The organism is Treponema pallidum subsp. pallidum str. Nichols, assembly GCF_000410535.2.
Taxonomy (GTDB): domain Bacteria; phylum Spirochaetota; class Spirochaetia; order Treponematales; family Treponemataceae; genus Treponema; species Treponema pallidum.
The window spans coordinates 887,138-906,812 of record NC_021490.2; the positions used below are offsets into that span (position 1 = coordinate 887,138).

The 19,675-nt window shown below is 53.0% G+C and carries 18 protein-coding genes; 8 read left to right on the plus strand and 10 right to left on the minus strand.

The window, feature by feature from the left end; genetic code table 11:
- Nucleotides 1-55: 55 nt before the first annotated feature.
- The 6 genes from eno to TPANIC_RS04070 form a co-directional block, all read right to left on the minus strand.
- Nucleotides 56-1,354 (minus strand): phosphopyruvate hydratase, encoded by a 1,299-nt coding sequence (gene eno, locus TPANIC_RS04045; RefSeq protein ID WP_010882261.1) that lies wholly within the window; start codon nt 1,352-1,354, stop codon nt 56-58.
- Nucleotides 1,355-1,529: 175 nt separating this feature from the next.
- Entirely contained in the window at nt 1,530-2,456 is a 927-nt protein-coding gene (locus tag TPANIC_RS04050) for a ribonuclease Z (RefSeq protein ID WP_014342594.1), read from the minus strand.
- Nucleotides 2,457-2,489: 33 nt separating this feature from the next.
- Complete coding sequence (locus TPANIC_RS04055) at nt 2,490-3,260, minus strand: tetratricopeptide repeat protein (protein ID WP_010882264.1); 771 nt, start codon at nt 3,258-3,260, stop codon at nt 2,490-2,492.
- Between the two features lie 95 nt (nt 3,261-3,355).
- A complete protein-coding gene (locus TPANIC_RS04060) occupies nt 3,356-4,162 on the minus strand; it encodes a MetQ/NlpA family ABC transporter substrate-binding protein (protein ID WP_010882265.1) in 807 nt (268 codons plus the stop codon).
- A gap of 80 nt (nt 4,163-4,242) precedes the next feature.
- Nucleotides 4,243-5,118: a mechanosensitive ion channel family protein gene (locus TPANIC_RS04065; RefSeq protein ID WP_235214038.1), complete on the minus strand. Its 876-nt coding sequence runs from the start codon at nt 5,116-5,118 to the stop codon at nt 4,243-4,245.
- Nucleotides 5,119-5,235: 117 nt separating this feature from the next.
- Nucleotides 5,236-5,622, minus strand: coding sequence for a superoxide reductase domain-containing protein (locus TPANIC_RS04070; RefSeq protein WP_010882267.1), 387 nt, complete (start codon nt 5,620-5,622; stop codon nt 5,236-5,238).
- A 396-nt stretch (nt 5,623-6,018) separates the two neighbouring features.
- On the opposite strand from TPANIC_RS04070, the gene dxs reads away from it, so the two are divergent.
- From dxs to truA, 7 genes are read left to right on the plus strand one after another with little or no spacing between them, the layout of a single operon-like run.
- Nucleotides 6,019-7,911: a 1-deoxy-D-xylulose-5-phosphate synthase gene (gene dxs / locus TPANIC_RS04075; RefSeq protein ID WP_010882268.1), complete on the plus strand. Its 1,893-nt coding sequence runs from the start codon at nt 6,019-6,021 to the stop codon at nt 7,909-7,911.
- Nucleotides 7,908-8,093, plus strand: coding sequence for a hypothetical protein (locus tag TPANIC_RS04080; protein ID WP_010882269.1), 186 nt, complete (start codon nt 7,908-7,910; stop codon nt 8,091-8,093). The genes dxs and TPANIC_RS04080 overlap by 4 nt, the downstream gene beginning before the upstream one ends.
- Nucleotides 8,080-8,901: a diadenylate cyclase CdaA gene (cdaA, locus tag TPANIC_RS04085; RefSeq protein ID WP_010882270.1), complete on the plus strand. Its 822-nt coding sequence runs from the start codon at nt 8,080-8,082 to the stop codon at nt 8,899-8,901. The genes TPANIC_RS04080 and cdaA overlap by 14 nt, the downstream gene beginning before the upstream one ends.
- Nucleotides 8,879-9,841 (plus strand): CdaR family protein, encoded by a 963-nt coding sequence (locus TPANIC_RS04090; protein WP_014342597.1) that lies wholly within the window; start codon nt 8,879-8,881, stop codon nt 9,839-9,841. The genes cdaA and TPANIC_RS04090 overlap by 23 nt, the downstream gene beginning before the upstream one ends.
- Nucleotides 9,838-10,215, plus strand: coding sequence for a holo-ACP synthase (locus tag TPANIC_RS04095; protein WP_010882272.1), 378 nt, complete (start codon nt 9,838-9,840; stop codon nt 10,213-10,215). Before TPANIC_RS04090 ends, TPANIC_RS04095 begins: the two co-directional genes overlap by 4 nt.
- Complete coding sequence (locus TPANIC_RS04100) at nt 10,212-11,096, plus strand: DUF2225 domain-containing protein (protein ID WP_010882273.1); 885 nt, start codon at nt 10,212-10,214, stop codon at nt 11,094-11,096. The genes TPANIC_RS04095 and TPANIC_RS04100 overlap by 4 nt, the downstream gene beginning before the upstream one ends.
- A complete protein-coding gene (gene truA, locus TPANIC_RS04105) occupies nt 11,093-11,878 on the plus strand; it encodes a tRNA pseudouridine(38-40) synthase TruA (RefSeq protein WP_013945413.1) in 786 nt (261 codons plus the stop codon). The genes TPANIC_RS04100 and truA overlap by 4 nt, the downstream gene beginning before the upstream one ends.
- Nucleotides 11,879-11,945: 67 nt before the next feature.
- Here the strand turns inward: truA and argS are convergent, their stop codons facing one another.
- Together argS and TPANIC_RS04115 are read right to left on the minus strand one after the other, a co-directional pair.
- Nucleotides 11,946-13,715, minus strand: a complete 1,770-nt coding sequence (gene argS / locus TPANIC_RS04110) for an arginine--tRNA ligase (RefSeq protein ID WP_010882275.1) — start codon at nt 13,713-13,715, stop codon at nt 11,946-11,948.
- A gap of 22 nt (nt 13,716-13,737) precedes the next feature.
- Nucleotides 13,738-14,553 carry a GerMN domain-containing protein gene (locus TPANIC_RS04115; RefSeq protein ID WP_010882276.1) on the minus strand — a complete coding sequence of 272 codons (816 nt, stop codon included), beginning with the start codon at nt 14,551-14,553 and terminating at the stop codon, nt 13,738-13,740.
- 66 nt (nt 14,554-14,619) lie between these two features.
- On the opposite strand from TPANIC_RS04115, the gene TPANIC_RS04120 reads away from it, so the two are divergent.
- A complete protein-coding gene (locus TPANIC_RS04120; RefSeq protein ID WP_010882277.1) occupies nt 14,620-15,342 on the plus strand; it encodes a hypothetical protein in 723 nt (240 codons plus the stop codon).
- Nucleotides 15,343-15,398: 56 nt separating this feature from the next.
- Here the strand turns inward: TPANIC_RS04120 and tyrS are convergent, their stop codons facing one another.
- Both tyrS and TPANIC_RS04130 read right to left on the minus strand, forming a co-directional pair.
- Nucleotides 15,399-16,628 (minus strand): tyrosine--tRNA ligase, encoded by a 1,230-nt coding sequence (tyrS, locus tag TPANIC_RS04125; protein WP_014342602.1) that lies wholly within the window; start codon nt 16,626-16,628, stop codon nt 15,399-15,401.
- Between the two features lie 107 nt (nt 16,629-16,735).
- Nucleotides 16,736-19,540: an ankyrin repeat domain-containing protein gene (locus TPANIC_RS04130; protein ID WP_010882279.1), complete on the minus strand. Its 2,805-nt coding sequence runs from the start codon at nt 19,538-19,540 to the stop codon at nt 16,736-16,738.
- Nucleotides 19,541-19,675 lie beyond the last annotated feature (135 nt).

Here is a 19,675-nt window from a genome sequence, read left to right on the forward strand (position 1 = left end):
CTGCGTTCTCTGCCCCGTACCCCAACTTCTTATAGAGTTCCTCGCACCTTACAAGCTAACAACCAAACCGCTCAAAGGTCTTTGCCCCGTAGTAGCGCGCCTGTGCACCCAACTCTTCCTCAATGCGCATCAACTGGTTATACTTCGCCACCCGGTCACTGCGACTCATCGAGCCGGTTTTGATTTGACCTGTCTCAAGTGCCACTGCTAAGTCTGCGATAAACGCATCCTCTGTCTCACCCGAGCGATGTGAAATCACCGCCGCGTAGCCTGCGTTCTGAGCCATACGCACCGCGTCGACAGTTTCTGTGACCGTGCCAATCTGATTAAGTTTTATCAGAATCGAATTGCACGATCCTTCTTTGATACCTCGGGCCAGACGCCCAGTGTTGGTTACAAAAAAATCATCTCCCACAATTTGGACTTTGTCTCCCAACTCTTTCGTGAGCTGCACGTAACCTGCCCAGTCGTTTTGGTCAAGCGGATCCTCGATAGACACAATCGGATACGTAGCAATCCACTTCTTGTACAGATCAATCATTTCCTGTGCTGTGAACAGCTTCCCCGGATTCGACTTCCAAAACTTGTACCCTCTCCGATCTCCTTCATCGAATAACTCAGAAGACGCACAGTCAAGCGCAATACACACATCCTTCCGCGGCGCAAGGCCGGCTTTTGCGATCGCTTTCATAATGTACTCAAGGGCTTGCTCGTTATCCAAATCAGGCGCAAAACCACCTTCATCACCAACTGACGTAGCTTTGCCGTCGGCGGCAAGCAGGCCCTTTAACGCGTGGAACACCTCTGCGGTCATGCGCACCGCTTCGCGCATGGACGCAGCGCCGATGGGCATAACCATAAACTCTTGAAAGTCAATTTTATTATCAGAATGCTTCCCCCCATTGATAATGTTGGCCATAGGGACCGGCATGCGAAAAGTGTGCACACCACCGAGGTAACGGTAGAGAGGAACACCCAGAAAGTCTGCAGCAGCACGCGCACAAGCCATGGAGACGCCAAGCATAGCATTCGCACCAAGCTTTGACTTATTGTCAGTGCCGTCCAGATTCCGCATCGCGTGATCTATCTCACCCTGGTTGAGCGCATCCATACCTTCGAGCGTATCAGCAATGAGCGTGTTGACAGTTCCAACGGCCTTGAGAACACCCTTACCGTTATAGCGCTCCTTGTCTCCATCACGCATTTCGAGCGCCTCGAACTCTCCGGTAGACGCCCCTGAAGGAACACACGCACGGCCAAAGCTACCGTCACTGAGCGAGACATCCACTTCGACAGTGGGGTTTCCCCGAGAATCGATGATCTCGCGCGCTTCAATGCATGCAATGTCACTCACTTAAGACCTCCTGATGTGGGCGCATGGTAACACGCGAAAAAAAATGCGTAAAGGTTTTCCACTCTCTCTATCGCCCCCGCACGCCGCGCTCCCTTCCCACTGAGAACACCACAGAGAAAGTAACTGTACCAACCGCCTCGGTATTCCAACGGAGTATTGCAACGGCGCGTTATATCTATTCTCGATACGCAATGGGAACCATCAATTGATCACGAGACAGAATAGTGTGCGGGAAAACACGCTGCGCTTCCTTTAATAAACGTTTCAACTCGTGATCGGTATATCGAGGGCTATAGTGGATGAGTGCCATAAGTCGCACACGCGCATCGCGCGCTATCGTGGCTGCCTGCACGCACGTCATATGCTTTTTCTCTGCTGCATCCTTTTCCATCCCTTTCTCAAACATTCCCTCACACACAAAGAAATCCGAATTCCGCACCTCGGCTGCAATGGACTGCAAATATTTTGTATCAGTGACGAAGCTCACCTTACGCCCCGGACGCGCCGGTCCCATTACCTGTTCAGGATATACTGTCACCCCCTGCGCGGACTGCACTGCAACCCCTGACTGTAACTGAGACCACAGCGCCCCACAGGGAACGTGCAAATCCTGAGCCGCGCGCGGGTCAAATGATCCGGGACGATCCTGCTCTTCTAGCGTGTAGCCCATACACGGCTTGGTATGATCCAGACAAAAACAGCGCACCTGAAAATCCTTACCACGGTATACCACTTGTGGTTCTATCACCTCTTTGACAATAATCTCGTAATTAATGTACATGTCCAAAATCCTGCGGCTCGTTTCCACATACTCTGCAGTTCTTGGAGGACCGATGATGTACAGCGGTTCGCTGCGAGCAACTTGAGAAGAGAGCATCAAAAGCCCCGGCAGCCCAGTGATGTGGTCTGCATGGGTGTGACTGATGAAAATGGCACTGATTTTCTTCCAGCGTAAGCTCAGACGCCGCAACGACACTTGGGTACCTTCCCCAGCGTCGAACAGAAACAACTCTCCCTCACGACGCAACAACACAGAAGTCAGATGCCGATGGGGTAATGGCACCATGCCGCCACACCCTAAAATAAACGCTTCAAGATTCATATGCACACCATTCCGACGTCAACCTTTTGGAGGTTAACTCAGGCGCCTGATGGATTCTTGTGCCTCTTTGTACTCAGGACGCAAATGCAACGCACGTCGGTATGCATCAAGTGCAAAGCCTTTGTCTCCTGCGTACTCGCGCGCAAGTCCCAGGCGATACCACCATAGCGCATTCGACGGTTCAAAATTCACCGCTGTTGAGTACGCGATGTCTGCCTTCCGGAAGCGTTTGGTGAGGCGAAAGATCTCTCCCAAATAAAAGTATGCCACACTGATACGCTCACCGCGCGGCGCCATGTCAATATAGCGCTCCATAGCGTGCATGGAACCCTTGTAATCGCCGACAAAAAAGAGCGCCTCTGCGAGAGTTTCCACCACGCGGTGATCGACCGAAATTTTCAGCGCCTCCTGGCATAGGGCAACCGTATCTGCATAACGACCAAGACGGAAAAGAGACCAGGTACACACTGCATACGCGTCGGCGTGTCGCGGATCGCGCTCAAGCACACTGCGACAAAGCTCAACCGCCTGCGTATACATCTTTTGTGCATCTTCACGCCCACCTGAAGTGTCCATGCTACGCCCATTCCGGTAAAGAGAGAGTGCCTCTCGCACCTCAGCTGCTCCCGCCTGTGCAGCAGCAGGAGGTTGCTCCTGCGCACTGCCACGTGCAAGAAACCAGACAAGAACGAATGCCCCCGCTACTGTCCGTGTTCGTGTAAACACAGCGCCTCCTTCAGACACATCGAAGGCTCCCGCACAGAGCGCACGCCCTTTATGAAACGCGACGCGCACACGGGACACCTTCTTTCAAAAGACACACCCACACCATCCCCATCCTTGAGTATGCAGAAGAACCGTCAGGACTGGGTAGGTTTTAAACGGAAAGAACTTGCACCCTACAAAGCAGGCGCCACCTCCCCACCCTTGTAGCGTTCCTTCAGATACGTACGCACGCGCCCACCACACAACGCACGGAGCACCGCCTGCACGCGCGCATCAGCCTCGTTTCCTCGTTTTACCACCAGCACATTCGCGTAGGCTGAGGCATCAGGTTCCACTGCAAGCCCGTCACGCCGTGCAGAAAGACCAGCCATTATTGCGTAATTTCCATTAATCACCGCACCATCTACCTGATCAAAGACGCGCGGCAGAAGGGCACTTTCCACCTCCTGAAGTACCACATTGCGCACATTTTGCTGCACATCCTCTACTGTGGCAAACAGTCCTGAACCCGCACGCATCCGAATGAACCCTGCTGCTTCCAAAAGTCTGAGTGCACGTGCCTCGTTGGACGAATCATTTGGAATGGCAATGACCGCGCCGGCGGGGAAATCACTCACATGCCGATACGTTCTAGAGTATAACGCCAGTGGCTCTACGTGCACGTTTCCAACACTTACCAGGTCCCCGTTGTGCTCCTGGTTAAATTGCTGCATATGGGGCACATGCTGAAAGAAATTCATCAGAATATCCCCCCGCATTACCGCCTCGTTCAGCGCCACGTAGTTTGTAAACTCTACAATACGTAGTTCGATGTGCTGCTTCTTCACTTCTTCTTTTGCGATCTCAAGTAAGCGCGCGTGCGGTTCAGACAGCACCCCTACCCCCACCGTTTCATCCTTCACCTGAGTACACGCAACCACCCCTACGCTTAGGGCAATGAGTTTCCCTACGAGCGCAGCGCTCACCGTTTTTCCTTTCATCTCATTCGGCCTCCCCCTGTCCCTCTATCCATCCTGTCAATGTCCAAAGAAAAAGCGCACATCAAGACTCACCCTGCATTTCACACCGTTTCCGCACGTGGCGCATCGCACGCCCCCTGCACCCGTACGTCCACATGCGGAAAGGGAACCTCAATGCCCGCCTGTTTGAAGCATTCGTCGATATCCACGAAGATAGCATTGCGCAAATCATTGAAATGCTCAATGTGAGTCCAGGTCAGGAGCGTTACGTCAATACCCGAGTCAGCGAAGGCATTCCACAAAACCGCCGGCGCAGGATCCGAAAGCACAAACCGGTTACGTGTCGCAACATCTAGCAAGAGCTGTTGCACCCGGCGCAGGTCACTTCCATACGCCACGGAAACTTCCGTTTTCACTCGGCGATGAGGACAGTGCGAATAGTTAACAAGGTTCGCTTTGAGGATCGTTTCGTTGGGCACGCGCACATACTGCCCATCGAGCGTTTTGAGCGCCACCGAAAGCAAATTAATTGACTGCACTGCACCGACGATACCGTCAATTTCTATCACGTCTTGAATTCGAAAAGCACGTTCGGTCATGACAAACAGCCCTGATATGACGTTTGAAACCGACGTTTGCGCCGCAAATCCAAGCGCTACTCCCGCTATCCCCGCGGCCCCTAGCAGCGCGCTCACGTTGATCCCCAACCAGTGAAAGGCGGTAAACGTCATCACCGTGAACGAGAGATAGTTTAGTGTTTTGAACACAAAATGCTGCGTCTGCGCGGATAACCGCCTTGCAACAACACGGCGCACACCGCGCCTCAGCATTCGAAAGAAGGCAGAGGTGATGCACAGCACGGCAACGAAGCGCAGGAGATACCACACGCGCTCTGACGTCGCAACCTGCGTGAGGCCCGCGCCCAGCGCGCAAGCAGCCGTAGCAAGAGACTGCACGAAATGCTCCAATTCTCGCATATTCCCCGCTTGTGCACGCCTCGACACCACGCCTGCATCCTACGCAAGGGCGTACTGCGCGCAAATATGCCCCCAATCTCCTGCTCCCCTTCCTAAAAACAGGAGAGCACTACACCCCTACTTACCTGACCACACCCCGTGCAGGTTACAAAACTCATAGGCTTCGAGCACCTGATCGTCTGCTGTCAGTGCAAAGGTCACCTCAGGCGCTCCATCTACCGGAAGTTCCTTGAGCTGAATACCCTTCCGGGTCTTGAGGCACACCCACGCAATGTAATGCTCCGGCGTCATTGGGTGAGCCACACTCCCCACCTTCACCTTTACCTCGTGTCCGTGCACTTCTACCACGGGGATATGCTTTTCCTTCGCTGCATCCACTGTACCTACAGGCACTGCACGCAGCACCTCACTGCCGCACGCGACACTACTGCCTGCAGGCGCATCCATACCGAGAAAAAATCCCGCACTTTCCTTCTGCAAGAAAAACGACAACTCCCGTCCCATGGCAAGCATCTCCTATGTTGGTCTGATTTTGTTCTCGTGCGGACGCCTGTCGTGCCTCCGCGTGCGGAAACCGCCCGCGCCAGAGCACAGCCCCGCAGAGGCGCTGATTCTACCTAAATCAGGTCCGTGGGTAAAGCGTCACCCACCTGTACGCATTCAGTAAACTCGCTCCTTCCGAGCCTGTGCTACGCACGAGTATACCTTGACCATTTGGGTAGTTTCCGCTACGCTCCTGCCAGCTTGGATTCCTGAGGAGTTTCTACGTGCCCTGCGGAAAGAAAAGAAAAAAGCAAAAGATAGCAACCCACAAGCGCAAGAAGAAGCTTCGCAAGAATCGGCACAAGAACAGGTAGTCTCGGCCCGTGCGCCTTCTGTTCGACATGAGGCGTTTTCGTCATGGATTTGTCGCTGCTTCGCTCCCTCACTGGGCCCCACGATCTTAAGAGTCTCTCCCCCGAGCAGGTGCGCGCGCTCGCGCAGGAGGTACGCCAGGAGATCTTGCGCGTTGTCAGTGCCAATGGTGGTCATCTTGCCAGTAACCTCGGTGTCGTCGAGCTCACCATCGCACTCCACCGCGTCTTTTCCTGTCCCCACGACGTTGTCGTTTGGGATGTCGGTCATCAGTGCTACGCGCACAAGCTCCTCACTGGACGCGCAGGGCGCTTCCATACCCTCCGCCAGAAGGATGGTATTTCGGGGTTCCCGCGGCGCGATGAAAGCCCGTACGACGCTTTTGGTACCGGTCACTCTTCCACGGCACTTTCTGCCGCAAGTGGTATCCTCAGCGCCCTACGATACCGGGGTAAATCAGGTAAGGTAGTCGCTGTCGTAGGAGACGGCGCACTCACCGCGGGCCTCGCCTTCGAGGCCCTCCTGAATGTGGGCCGTTCCTGCAGTGATCTCATCGTCATCCTCAACGACAACAAAATGTCCATTAGCCCCAATACGGGGTCCTTTTCCCGCTACCTGAGTACCCTCACGGTAAAAGGTCCATACCAGAAGCTCAAAACGCGGCTTCGCCGCGCGCTCCAGACTGTCCCACTCGTCGGTCGCCCCGCCTGCCGCGCCCTCAGCCGCCTGAAACGAAGTGCAAGAACGCTTTTGTACCAGTCAAATATTTTCGCAGACTTTGGATTCGAGTACGTCGGTCCCTTAAATGGACACCATATCGAAGATCTTGAGCGCGTACTCAACGACGCTAAAAAACTCACCCGTCCCACTCTCCTCCACGTGCAGACTGTAAAGGGAAAAGGCTACCCCTTTGCGGAGCAGAATCCTACCGATTTCCACGGCGTAGGACCGTTTAACCTTGCAGAAGGAATAGTAGAAAAAAAGGATGCGCTCACCTTTACCGAAGCCTTCTCCCATACCCTCCTAAATGCAGCGCGTACTGATGACCGTGTTGTCGCTATCACCGCTGCTATGACTGGCGGCACCGGGCTTGGATTGTTTTCCCATATATACCCTGAACGCTTCTTCGATGTTGGCATTGCTGAGCAACATGCGGTCACGTTCGCCGCAGGGCTTGCATGCGCCGGCGTAAAACCTGTCGTTGCCGTCTACAGTACGTTTTTGCAGCGCGCCGTTGATCAGGTTATTCACGATGTTGCTGTGCAGAATCTGCCGGTCATTTTTGCGCTTGACCGCGCAGGTGCCGTACCCCACGATGGGGAAACACACCAGGGCCTGTTTGATCTCAGCATTCTTCGCGCTGTTCCGAACATAAACATCCTGTGCCCTGCGTCGGCGCACGAGCTTTCGTTGCTCTTTGGCTGGGCGCTTGCACAGGACACCCCCGTAGCTATCCGCTATCCTAAGGCGTTATGTCCACCTGAAGAAGACGGATTCAGTACACCTGTACATACCGGACGCGGCGTCCTTATCACCCGAGAGAATGAGTGCAATGTACTGTTAGTGTGCACAGGGGGCGTTTTTCCCGAGGTAACCGCTGCGGCCAACACTCTTGCGCGAAAGGGCATATTTGCAGATATCTACAACGTGCGCTTCGTAAAGCCGGTAGACGAAGATTACTTTTTAGATCTTGTAGGTCGCTACCGTTCCGTTCTTTTTGTCGAAGACGGCGTAAAAATCGGAGGAATTGCAGAAGCGCTCCAGGCACTCTTGAACACCAGGCACCCGGCTCCGTGCAGCGACGTGCTTGCTTTTCAGGACATGTTCTACCCGCATGGTTCGCGCGCGCAGGTACTCGCCGCAGCAGGCCTTTCTGCACCGCATATTGCCGCACGCGCAGAATGGCTGTTAGCCCATTCAGTTGGGCAGATTCGGTGAACAGTATGCATCTGCACGCCGTTCGTTACATCCGCGTGCGCTTGCAGCGCATGCGGCAGATGGCCGCCATACAGCGGAAGGAACGGGGAGGCCCCGCCTGCTCACGCCAGGCGCCGGGGGACCGCATCCGTTTCAATCGGCGCACACGCTGCCTGGAGTCAGAACATCGTGCTATTTCTTAGAAGTATGGTCCTGTGGTACGCAGCGTACGTTCGTCCGCTTTTGGATGTCGCGCTCCTTTCCTTCCTCCTGTACAAGACATACGAGATACTTGTTAAAACACAGGCAGTCCAGTTGGTGAAAGGCGCCTTCTCCATTCTCGTACTCTACGCTTTGGTTTTCGTATTAAAATTAGAAACGCTCCTTTGGATTCTCAATGCAACTGCCCCGGGCGTGGCTATCAGCATTACTATTGTGTTTCAGCCGGAATTAAGAAAAATTTTTTTGAAAATTGGAGAGAAGAACTGGCTCCGACAGCGCGAATGCGCGCACCATACGCACATCGACGCGGTATTAACTGCCGCAGATGTTCTTTCTAAAAGGAAGCGCGGCATGTTGGTAGTATTTGCCCGTCACCATACCGTGCGCGAGGTCAGTGAAACGGGTACCGCGCTGTACGCGCGCCTTTCATCCAGCCTGCTTGTGACTATTTTTGGCCACGATACCCCCATGCACGATGGAGCAGTCATTGTGCGCGATGGGCTCGTTGTCTCTGCAGGCTCCTTTTTGCCGCTTTCTGAACAGCACGATATTAGGAAAACGTTCGGCACACGTCATCGTGCCGCGCTTGGTATGGCTGAAAAAACAGATGCCATTACCCTGGTCGTGTCAGAAGAAACGGGCGCGCTCAGCCTTGCCTACGATTCAAAGCTGTACTACGATCTTCCGCACGCGGACGTATTGGCGCAGCTCAAACAGTTACTCGAAACTACCACTCGGGCTGGACACGCTCAAGGGACACTGGATCATGGTCGCAGCACGTTGTCTTGATAGGATTGCGCACAATTGGGCTGCCAAGGCATCGAGCATACTGCTTGCGTTTTTGCTCGTGCAATTTTACAGCGGCAGTCTGCTGGAACGGCGCGCCATTTCTGTTCCGTTAGTTGTGAGAAATGAAGGCGCACTAACTCCTGCGCTTCGCTTTCCTCAAAAGGTGACGGTGCTGATGCGCGCTTCACGTGATACGCTCGGCGCACTGCGCGGATCTGACATTGTCCCCTATGTGGATTTGTCCTCCTACACAGAGGAGGGAGAGTATGCAGTTCCTGTGCGGGTGACTGTAGCTGACCATGTTGCGCCACCAGATGCGCTTGAACTTGTCGCAGATCCTGCCATCATCCCGTTCAAGCTGGAGCGTAGTGTCACCAAAAATATCCCCATAACCCTATCGCTTGAGGGTGTCCCTGCGTACGGCTATGAGCTGCGGGAAGTCGACACAAATCCTTCCATGGTGGAAATTCGCGGTCCGGCCTCTTTGCTCGTTTCCTACACACAAGCAGTTACCGAAACGCTCGACATAACCAATAGACGCGCGTCCTTCTCAGGTGTCATTGGACTTATCAATCCGAGTACGCTCGTTTCTTTTCCAAAAACTAAAACGCAGTTCGTTGTCAGGGTTCGGGAAGTTTCTGAGCTCAAAGAGCTTGAGACAACACACGTCTCGTTCACCGACTGTGCCCCTCACCTTACGTTCAGCATCGAACCGGTCACCATACGTGCACAGGTGCAGGTGCCAAAGCATGTAATTGAAGAGATGCACCCAGAGGAGTTCTTCTCTGTTTCTGCAAGAGAAATTACTGAACCCGGACGCGTGACCGCTCCCCTTATCCTCTCGCTGCCCGAACACGTGCGTATGGTACAGTACAGTCCCAAAGAGGTTCACGTTCATGTGCGCGAAGCGCAGTCAGTCCCGGCGGACGGACATGAATGATCATTGGCGTGGGAATAGACATAGTAGAAATAGAACGATTCGTATCTTGGACACACAACGTGCGCCTGCTCCGTCGCTTCTTTCATCAAGAGGAGATTGTAGACTTTTTTAAAAACCACATGCGAGCGCAGTTTCTTGCCACGCGCTTTGCCGCAAAGGAAGCATTTGGAAAGGCACTCGGTACGGGACTCAGAAACATGGAGCTAAGGAATATTCGGGTGTGTCAAAATGGATGGGGTAAGCCGAGACTAGAAGTCTACGGTGCTGCACAGGCTATGTTGGCTGCAACAGGAGGCACGCATATACAGGTGTCGCTAACGCATGAGAGAGAAGTCGCCTCAGCCATCGTGATTATCGAGGGAGAACCGCTATGACCCGGTCATCTACAAAGAAAACAGACAAAAAAGAAAGCACTGTGTCTTTCTATTCAAAAGAGCGCATCGAGTGTCCGGTGTGCACAACCGTCTTCCAAAGAGAAGAAATGCATTCTGGAGGAGGTCGTACCATTGCTGGTGATTTAACCGATGAACTAAGAAGGACATACGAGACGTCCGCAAAGTATGGAGAGGTATTTCCTCCCATTTACCACGTGGTAGTTTGTCCCACCTGTCTTTACGCAACCTTTCTGCAAGACTTTAGAAATATCGAGCGTGGGATTGTCACTAAACTTTCTTCCACCACATCACAGCGCCGCACATCAGTTGAGCGGCTCATTCCTCAGGTGGATTTTAGCGCACTGCGCACACTCTCCTCTGGGGCGGCGGCTTACTACTTGGCAATACTGTGCTATGACTTTTTTGATAAAAAGTATTCTCCTACCATTAAACAGGGGATCTGCGCGCTCAGGGCAGCATGGCTTTTTTCTGATCTTGAAAAAAAAGATCCGAACGAGCATTACGATTACATCCGCAATCTTCTATACCAAAAGGCACTTTTTTTCTATCGCAAGGCAATTGAGTGCGAAAGCACAGGCGAAGAAATTATCGCAGGATTAAAATCCTTTGGACCGGACACGGATAAAAATTATGGGTACGACGGGGTACTCTATCTTTCGTATCTCCTTGAGTATAAATACGGGACCAAGCGCGACAGAGCAGTCAGAAGGGAGCGCATGCAGCGGAACAAACAAGGACTTGCAAAGATATTTGGCCTAGGAAAGTCTTCAAAAGAGAAGCCAGGTCCATTGCTGGAACTCGCCCGACAATTGTACGAAAACCTGCTCGCAGAATTACACGAAGACAGTGAAACTACATGAATGATGTGCGCAAAATTCTCTTGCGTATTTCGTACGATGGAACACGATTTTGCGGATGGCAAAAACAGGTCTCAGGCTCACGGGAACGTGCTCCCTCTGTCCAAGGTGAGTTGGAAAAAGTTGCTGAGAAAATTCACCACCAAAAGATAGCAGTCATCGGTTCAGGGAGAACAGACTCTGGCGTACACGCAGTAGGACAGGCAGCACATTTTTGTACCCCCATGAGAAATATACTCGCGTATCGCTTTATCCCTGCATTTAATTCGCTGCTCCCGCACTCCATTCGCATTACAGACGCACGCGAAGTCTCCTCTCAACTCCACGCACGCTTCTCTGCCGTCATGCGCACGTACCGTTACCACCTCCACTGCGCACCCGTCGCATACGCGCACGAACTGCCTTACTGCTGGCACATTGCGAGAATGCCCGATATACACTTGCTCAATCAATATGCTGCAACACTCAAGGGAGAACTAGACTGCACAAGCTTTGCTGCTGCAGGAGATAAAAGTGCGAGTAAATCGCGTTATTTTTACGACACACACTTTTCTTTCAACCATCGCGTACTGACCTTCGAAATCTCTGCTAATGCCTTTCTCTGGAAAATGGTGCGCTCTCTTACAGGAACCCTACTACACTGCGAAAAGAAGCGGTGCTCCGTGCGCGAATTCGTCCGCATTTTGCACGCGAAAGACAGGCGCCTTGCAGGGCCCACCGCACCGCCGCATGGGCTATTCCTATGGAACATCCGTTACCCCGAACACTTACTCCGTGCAGAATAGGAACACCCTCGCACGTGAACTGGCATCCACAGGCAATGCAAGGTGGAAGACGTATTAAGCATGCACGTTACATCTCTTCAAGAAAAGGAATCAGCACCAGACGCATAGCTGTTCTCAGCACTATGCGCACCGCACGCACAAGTTCAAGCCTTGCACACGCGTAGTCCGGTCGTGCTTCACACAGAATGGGACAATCATGATAGAAGCGACTGAAGCTTTTTGAGAGTGTATAGAGATACCCGGTAATAACGCTCGGATCATGTCCCTGTGCAGCGCGCGTGACACACGCAGGGAAACGTGCAAGCGCCTTCACCAACTCCCACTCAGCTTCGTGCGTGAGCAATGCAGGGTCACACCGGACTTCACGAGGTCCCTTTTGCTCCACATCTTCCTGAACCTTCTTTAAAAGAGAAGAGATGCGAGCACCCATATACTGTAAATAGGGACCAGTGTTTCCGTTAAAAGACAAAGACTCTTCGGGGTGAAACACCATATCCTTTTGAGGACTGACTTGCAATAAAAAATAATGAAGCGCGGCGATGGCAACATTCTCTGCAATACACTGTGCGTGTTTCAGTGCATTTTCCCGTCCCTTTTTTGCAATTTCCTCTTCTGCCGCACTGTGCAGACGATCCAAGATATCGTCTGCATCTACTACCGTCCCCTCTCGACTCTTCATACGCCCATGGGGCAAGTTGACCATGCCATAAGAGACGTGATGCAACTGCTGCGCCCACGGATAACCGAGCAACCTAAGCACAAAGAACAATACCTTAAAGTGGTAGTTCTGCTCGTTTCCCACAACATACAGCAATTGATCAAAGGGCCAGTCCTGTGCGCGAAAAATCGCCGTGCCAATATCCTGCGTAATGTACATAGTGGTGCCGTCAGAGCGAAGCAACGCCTTTTTGTCTAAGCCTAGAGAAGACAAATCCACCCAAATAGAGTTGTCCTCCATCTGATAAAAAACGCCGCAGGCCAAACCACGTCTAACCTCTTCACGTCCCTTGGTATAAGTTTCGCTTTCAAAATAAAGTTTATCAAAAGATATGCCCGTTCGCTCATATGTTTGTTTGATACCGCGCAACGCCCATTCGTTCATTGTTCTCCACAGCGCACGCACGTGCGGATCTGCACTTTCCCAGCGCTGTAACAGGTCACGCACATCGTGCTCTGCTTCTTCCGGGTACTGCTGTGCGTAACGGTTAAACTGCACGTACCAATCTCCCACAAAGCGATCGGACTTGATGCCGGTATGCGCAGGTGTTTTTCCATGGGCGAATTTTTGATACGCGCACATAGATTTACAGATATGTACTCCGCGATCATTGATGATATTTACCTTGAACACATCCGCACCACAGAACGCAATAATACGCGAAAGGCTTTCCCCAATCGCGTTATTGCGCAGATGACCTACATGCAACGGCTTGTTAGTATTGGGACTAGAGAACTCAACCATGATACGTTTGCCCTGTAAGTACTGCGTGTGGCCATAGCGCTCCCCCTGCGCAAAGATAGCATCAAGCGTATGCGCAGCTACACACTCCTTATTTAAAAAGACATTAAGATAGGGTCCTCGCGCCTGCGGCGTGCCATACGCACACATGGACGTGTCTTCTTCAAGCAGTGTGCACAACTGCTGTGCAAGCTGTGCAGGACTCCTGCGCACACGCTTTGCAAAAAGGAATAGAGGAAAAGCTATGTCCCCCATACCCGGCTCCGGCGGCTCTTCCATAACTAACTGCGCACCTTCGACCGGCTCAACGGCAGGCCCCTGCAGTTGAGAAAGCACCCGGGCGACGGCGTGCCGCCACATCTCACACAGATCCTGCACTGCCTCACCTCATACCAAGCTATTAGAACGAACTCTTAGAAACCGGTGCACCGATCCACACTCCCTCTGAACCGAGATATTCGGTACGCCGTCCTTCAATCAAAAACTGCACCGCATGCACCGTAGGAAACGCAGCTGCCGTGAACACCACCTGCGAAAGCTGCGCCAAGTAGCCCTCAATGCCATACTGATTGAACTGAAACTCCTCGCTCAGATCCAACACCGCCACCCCTTCTTGCACGCGTGCAGAGCGCAGTCGCGTACCTTCAGGGATGAGCGTACGCAGTCCGCGCACCGCTTCTGCCTCAGACGGACCAAGGAACAATGCGCGCAACGCATCCGAAAGCGGCACCGTCGAATGAGGAAGCGTGCGAGCTACCTCCTCACGAGTGATCTTTCCATCTGCATCAATGCGCACCCAGCACAGCGTAATTGCGCGGGACTGTTGTGCAGAACCGGGCGCCCCAGAAACCGTGCCGACATCTTTCCCTTCGGTACCAGCGTCAGCTGGCGCAGGGGATCCTGCAACAGGAGCGTCCGGCTGTGCCACATCCTGCGTAGGGAGCGTGGCTTTAGCATCACTTTCAACAGCCGAGCCGGCCTGAGAACGACGTGCAGAGTCAAAAACGCGCATGGAATCCTGGTTGCCGAACATCCCTTGCACTGCAGCGCTCGAAAACACACGGTCAATATTTCTTCTATTGAGAAAGAAAAGCACCGCCATTAACAAGGAAAACGCAAGCCAGAACAGCAACCCCGCTGATGAGTGTTTCCCCTTCCCGGCCATACAGCGCCATCGTACAGGAATTATAAAGCTTTTCCAAGACATGCTGCACACACGTCCCTTATCCCCGCCTTGCAAAAAATATAGGCAAAAAGAAAATAAAGCAGCCGATATTGGGTCGTGCGCATGGCATTCATGTTACTGGCCCTGCTTTTCTCTTTTCGTAATGCGTCCATTCAGGCAGAGGACGCGCGCCTGCTGCAGCCAAAAACCAACGCTTTGGATCTTGTCGTGCAGGGGGTAGATCTTGTGCTGTTTGCCCAGGATAAGACGGCTATCAGTATCAGTACCCCTCCTGAAAAAGACGTGTTCTTCACAGAACACGAAGGGGTGCTTCGTGTCCGTACACGCACAGAAAACGCGGAGGGTACACGCCGAGTGATACGCATTGGCATACCGCGTGCACAAACGCTCGCATGGGTGAAGATCATTGCGACGGGCGCACATACTACGGTGCGCGGCGTACGCGCGGTGTGGTCACTGCTTTTGTGCAACGAAGGCACACTCGCCCTCACGGAAAGCACGCTCAAGTCATGCACGCTGACACACACGCGCGGCGAACTCCGCTTTGAAGCGGCGGTACTAAAACGGGCGTCATTCTGTTTGAATGACGTGAACGCTCGTTTCACTCTTCTCGGATCGCGCGCCGACTACCGTCTTATCTGTAGCCCAGGAGAACGTGCGTGGAAAATTGAAGGCGCCGAACAACGAGGCGCGCACTACACCGAGCCCGCACGGGCGAGACGCCACATGGTTATCAGCGCGAGTGCTTCGTCGATAGATGTAATGTTCAAAGCGCCACCTACACAACAGGAAGCGGTAGACACGACACAGAAGGGGTAATCCAGGATAGACTGCCCCTTTCAATATCACCTCAGATAGCAGATTCACACCGCGCACTACTCAAGCACGTCAGTGACGATGCGCACCACGCGTTTTTTCCCCGCGCGAACTATTACCGTCCCGTCCAAATCCAACGCTGACTGGTCAATTACCGCACCGATATCTGCCACGCGCTGGAGCCCGACAAAAGCTCCTCCTTGTGCAATCAAGCGCCGTGCATCACTCTTCGTAGTACACAATCCAACCTGTACAAACAAATCAGTCACTTTGATCCCAACTTGCAACGTGCACTGTGTCAGCTCGAACGTCGGCAATGCACACTTATCGCCACACCCGCCGAATGCCGCGCGCGCTCCCTGCAACGCCACCTGCGCGACAGCCGTTCCGTGCATGAGGCGCGTTACCTCGTATGCCAACAGCTCCTTTGCACAATTAATTCCCTGAGTCAATATCGCCTCGACATCGCGCACAGACAAAAAGGTAAACAGGAGCAAGAAACGCCGCACATCTTCATCCGGAGTATTTCGCCAGTATTGGAAAAAGTCATAGGGAGACACCAAAGCCGGGTCTAAGAAGAGCGCACCTTGCTCGGTCTTGCCCATTTTTTGCCCATCCGCCCGGGTAATGAGCGGAAAGGTCAACCCATGCACGGTTTTTCCGCGCACTCTTCGAACCAAATCCGCCCCGGCAACAATGTTGCCCCATTGATCATCGCCGCCAATTTGTAACTCTACCGCGTAGCGATCACTGAGCGTTAAAAAATCATAGCTCTGCAATAGCTGATAATTAAATTCAAGAAAGGAAAGTCCTGTCTCCAGGCGTTTCTTGTACGCCTCATAGGTAAGCATTTTGTTTACAGAAAAATGCGCCCCAACCTCTCGCAAGAAATCAATGTAATTCAAATGTGCCAACCAATCACGATTATTCACATAGAACACATGCCTGTGATCGAAGGAAAGAAAATGATCCAGCTGCGCAACTATCGCTCCCGCGTACGCATCGAGCGTTGCATAATCGAGCATCTTGCGCATACTGGTTTTGCCGGAGGGATCCCCAATACGCGCGGTACCTCCACCGATGAGCACGCAACCGCGGTGCCCCGCATCACACAAATGCTTTAGCGCAAACATAGGGAGCATGTGCCCAACGTGCAAACTACTGCCAGTTGGATCTACACCGACATAAAAGGTGAGTGGGCCTGCATCCATACGCGCCGAAAGCGCCGAAAGATCAGTACATTGTCTAATAAAACCACGCGCCTGAAGACGCGCAAGCGCAGGATTCATGGAGCCGATTATACCGCGCATCGCACACCCCGATCCAGGGCAGGCGGTTCAGTCCCGAGAAAAAGACAAAACGCGCTGATGCACCCCCACCGTCGCCCCGCGTGTCACTATTCCTTTAAAAGCGCTGCAATCTTCGGACGACTCCAGCGCACCGCAACGTCATAGGGTGTCTCTCCCGCCACGTTTCGTAAAAACTTTCCAAAGCGATTCATCGCCAGCAAACCTTGCAGTGTCTTTTCATCTGCAACCTTTGCTGCGTAATGGAGAATACTTTCTCCAGCTGAATCTGTCTTATTTACCGCAAAACCCACCAGCGTTTTCAAGATTGACGTGTTCTTGCTCAGGACTAACAAGGCCGGAGACTCCCCCACGTTGTTTGCAATGAATAGGTCCGCACCGAGTGCTAAAAGCTCATGACACAGATCCGAGCGATCCTTTTTTATGGCAAGCACCAATGCCGAAGATCCCATCCGATCCCGTTTGTCGATTGGATATCCCTTTGCCAGTAAAAGCCGAAATGTCTGCACGGGCACATTTTCCATAACCGCAAGATGCAGTGGCGTCTGCCCGTCAGAATTTGCCAGGAGCGGATCCTTCCCCACGACTGCACCGACAAACGTATCTCCCTTCAACAGGGCAAGTGACAGCGGCGTAGTCCCGTACGAATCGCGCGCAAAGGGGTTGCCTCCTGCAGCGCGCAACGCCGCAATAACTGACTGCGAATTGCACAGTACCGCCTCGTGCAAGGGAGTGCGTCCATACATATCCTGCTGCACAGGATTTGCACCCGCAGAAAGGAGCATGTGCACCGACTCTTCCTGATCTGCCAAAACCGCATCCGTGAGCGCAGACTTACCCGTCTCATCCCCCATGTGCAGCGCCACCCGATGACTCAACAGCAACCGGATAAAGTCGACATTCCCCGCACGAGCTGCAAGATGCAACGGGGGTTTCCCAGAAAGATTCCGAGCATTTAAAAGAGATACATGCCGCGCATCCGCTTCGCGGATAAGCACGTCAGCCGAACGGAGCGCAGACCAACGCACACACGCATGCAACACCGTATTTCCAACTGCGTCCCGTGCGTCCACAAGCGCAGGATTACCTGCCTGAGGATGCAGCAAAATTGAAATAACCTCCGCTGCATCTGACTTTACCGCACTGAAAAGAGGCGTTTCTTGATTCAAATTGCGTGCCTCTATCTCTGCCCCCTTGCGCAAAATACCATTAATCGCCTGCGTAAGTTTCCACTCGCACGCCAGATGCAGCGGCGTGTTTCCTCCTGTATCCTGAGCGTGCACGTTTGCCGCAGTCAGAATCCAATCCTCGCGACCGCCACTAGTTGTCAACGCTGTTTTCAGCGGTGACACGCCATGCACGTTTGTACTGAAGATATCAGCTCCTTCCCTCATCAAAAACTCACCGACAGCACGGTCATCGTTTGCAACCGCATAGTGCAGCAGCGTGTTTCCCATCGTGTCACGTGCAATCATCTGTTTTGGTTCGCGAAATAAGAATTTAACTATGTCAAGGTGCGCACGCCTTGATACTGCAACGTGCAAAGGATCGCGCCCCACCACATCTTGTTTATACAAGTTGCTATCGGTGACGACAATTTTTACTGTCTCCAAACCGCGCGCAAGTGCCTTGGTAAGCGGCGTTTCTCCGCGCATATCTTCTGCATGGATATCTGCCCCAAGACTGACAAAGTACGCAGTCAAATCCCGATGATCACGGTCAATCGTGAGGACAAGCGGCGTTTCGCCCTTTTTGTTCCGTTCAGAAATATCTGCGCCTGCGCCTACTAGACGCTCTACAAACGCCCTGTCCATACCTAAACGGGCCGCGACGTGCAAAGGAGTCTCGCCATAGTCATCCTTTATGGCGACAGAAGCGCCTGCATCAAGCAGTGCGCCAACCAAACGGACACGGAAGGGAGCAGGAGCGACAAGGTGTAAACAGGTGTTCCCCGACGCGTCACGCACGTTTGGATCGGCCCCACTGCGCAGCAGCAAGACCGCAGCATCCACCTGCCCTGCACGCACTGCTTCGTGCAAAGGGGTGGCGCTGGATAGGTTTTTTGCATTGAGATTGACCTTCCGATCAACGAGAAACTGGACAAAACCGGTATAGCCACGCTTTGCCATAACGTGCAGCGGCGTAGAGCCATCGGTAAAGTGCAGGTCGTAGTTACGCTTGAGCACTGCTATTTCGAACTCGCTAAAAGAGCCGTGCATAAGCTCTGCCCCACCAAGGAGCAAGTCGGCAGCAACTTCTGCAGCACGCGCATCAGAAGAACTGCTGTAGGCAAGAGAAAGCGGCGTATGTCCGTCAGCGTCGCGTTCCTGGGTCGGGGGACCGAGCGTGACAAGGTGTTTGATCAGATCGCGGTCCAGCGCACGCACGGCCCAATGCCAGGGTGTTTTGCCGCTTTTGTCCTTTTGTAGAAGTGTCTTTCTGGTTACCAATTCGTGCGCAGTTCCCTTACGGATGGCGCGGGTAAGCGGAGTGTCTCCCTGTGCATCCCGCGAAAAGAGGCTCGCGTCTCGTGCAATCAGCATACGAACAGACTCAAAACAATTTTCTGTGACCGCCACCATAAGCGGCGTACTGCCTGAAGCATCCTGGGCCTCAGTATCGGCACCCATAGAGAGGAGGAAGTCAACCACGTGCGCGTCGTTACGCAACACCCCCACGTGCAAAAGTGTATCTCCATTTGCATCACGGACGTTGACAGAATCTTTACCAAAACGGGTCTTCAGCGTATCTAGATCACCGCGCGCAACCATTTCAAAGAGATCGACCGAAGCCTGAGGAGAGGGAGAAGACGTAGTAGTGCAGGAAAGCAAGACGAGGAAACACGCAAATGTGCTCCCCACAAACCACACAATGCCACGATTATGTATATGCATGCAGCGGATCCTCCTGAGTATGGTGCCGCGTCTGTACAGTGTGTGTAAAAGCGTATCCTACCGGTTTCGGCGATAAGGCACAGAATCTTTAGACGCCCACTCTCCCGTGAGGACGCAACCGCGCAGGCGCGTTCC

Coding starts and splice junctions, on each gene's coding strand:
- TPANIC_RS04100 (WP_010882273.1), top strand. CDS start 10,212: ATGACCCGGTCATCTACAAAGAAAACAGACAAAAAAGAAAGCACTGTG.
- TPANIC_RS04130 (WP_010882279.1), bottom strand. CDS start 19,540: ATGCATATACATAATCGTGGCATTGTGTGGTTTGTGGGGAGCACATTT.
- dxs (WP_010882268.1), top strand. CDS start 6,019: ATGGATTTGTCGCTGCTTCGCTCCCTCACTGGGCCCCACGATCTTAAG.
- TPANIC_RS04095 (WP_010882272.1), top strand. CDS start 9,838: ATGATCATTGGCGTGGGAATAGACATAGTAGAAATAGAACGATTCGTA.
- truA (WP_013945413.1), top strand. CDS start 11,093: ATGAATGATGTGCGCAAAATTCTCTTGCGTATTTCGTACGATGGAACA.
- TPANIC_RS04050 (WP_014342594.1), bottom strand. CDS start 2,456: ATGAATCTTGAAGCGTTTATTTTAGGGTGTGGCGGCATGGTGCCATTA.
- TPANIC_RS04060 (WP_010882265.1), bottom strand. CDS start 4,162: ATGAAAGGAAAAACGGTGAGCGCTGCGCTCGTAGGGAAACTCATTGCC.
- tyrS (WP_014342602.1), bottom strand. CDS start 16,628: ATGAATCCTGCGCTTGCGCGTCTTCAGGCGCGTGGTTTTATTAGACAA.
- TPANIC_RS04090 (WP_014342597.1), top strand. CDS start 8,879: ATGGTCGCAGCACGTTGTCTTGATAGGATTGCGCACAATTGGGCTGCC.
- TPANIC_RS04070 (WP_010882267.1), bottom strand. CDS start 5,622: ATGGGACGGGAGTTGTCGTTTTTCTTGCAGAAGGAAAGTGCGGGATTT.
- TPANIC_RS04065 (WP_235214038.1), bottom strand. CDS start 5,118: ATGCGAGAATTGGAGCATTTCGTGCAGTCTCTTGCTACGGCTGCTTGC.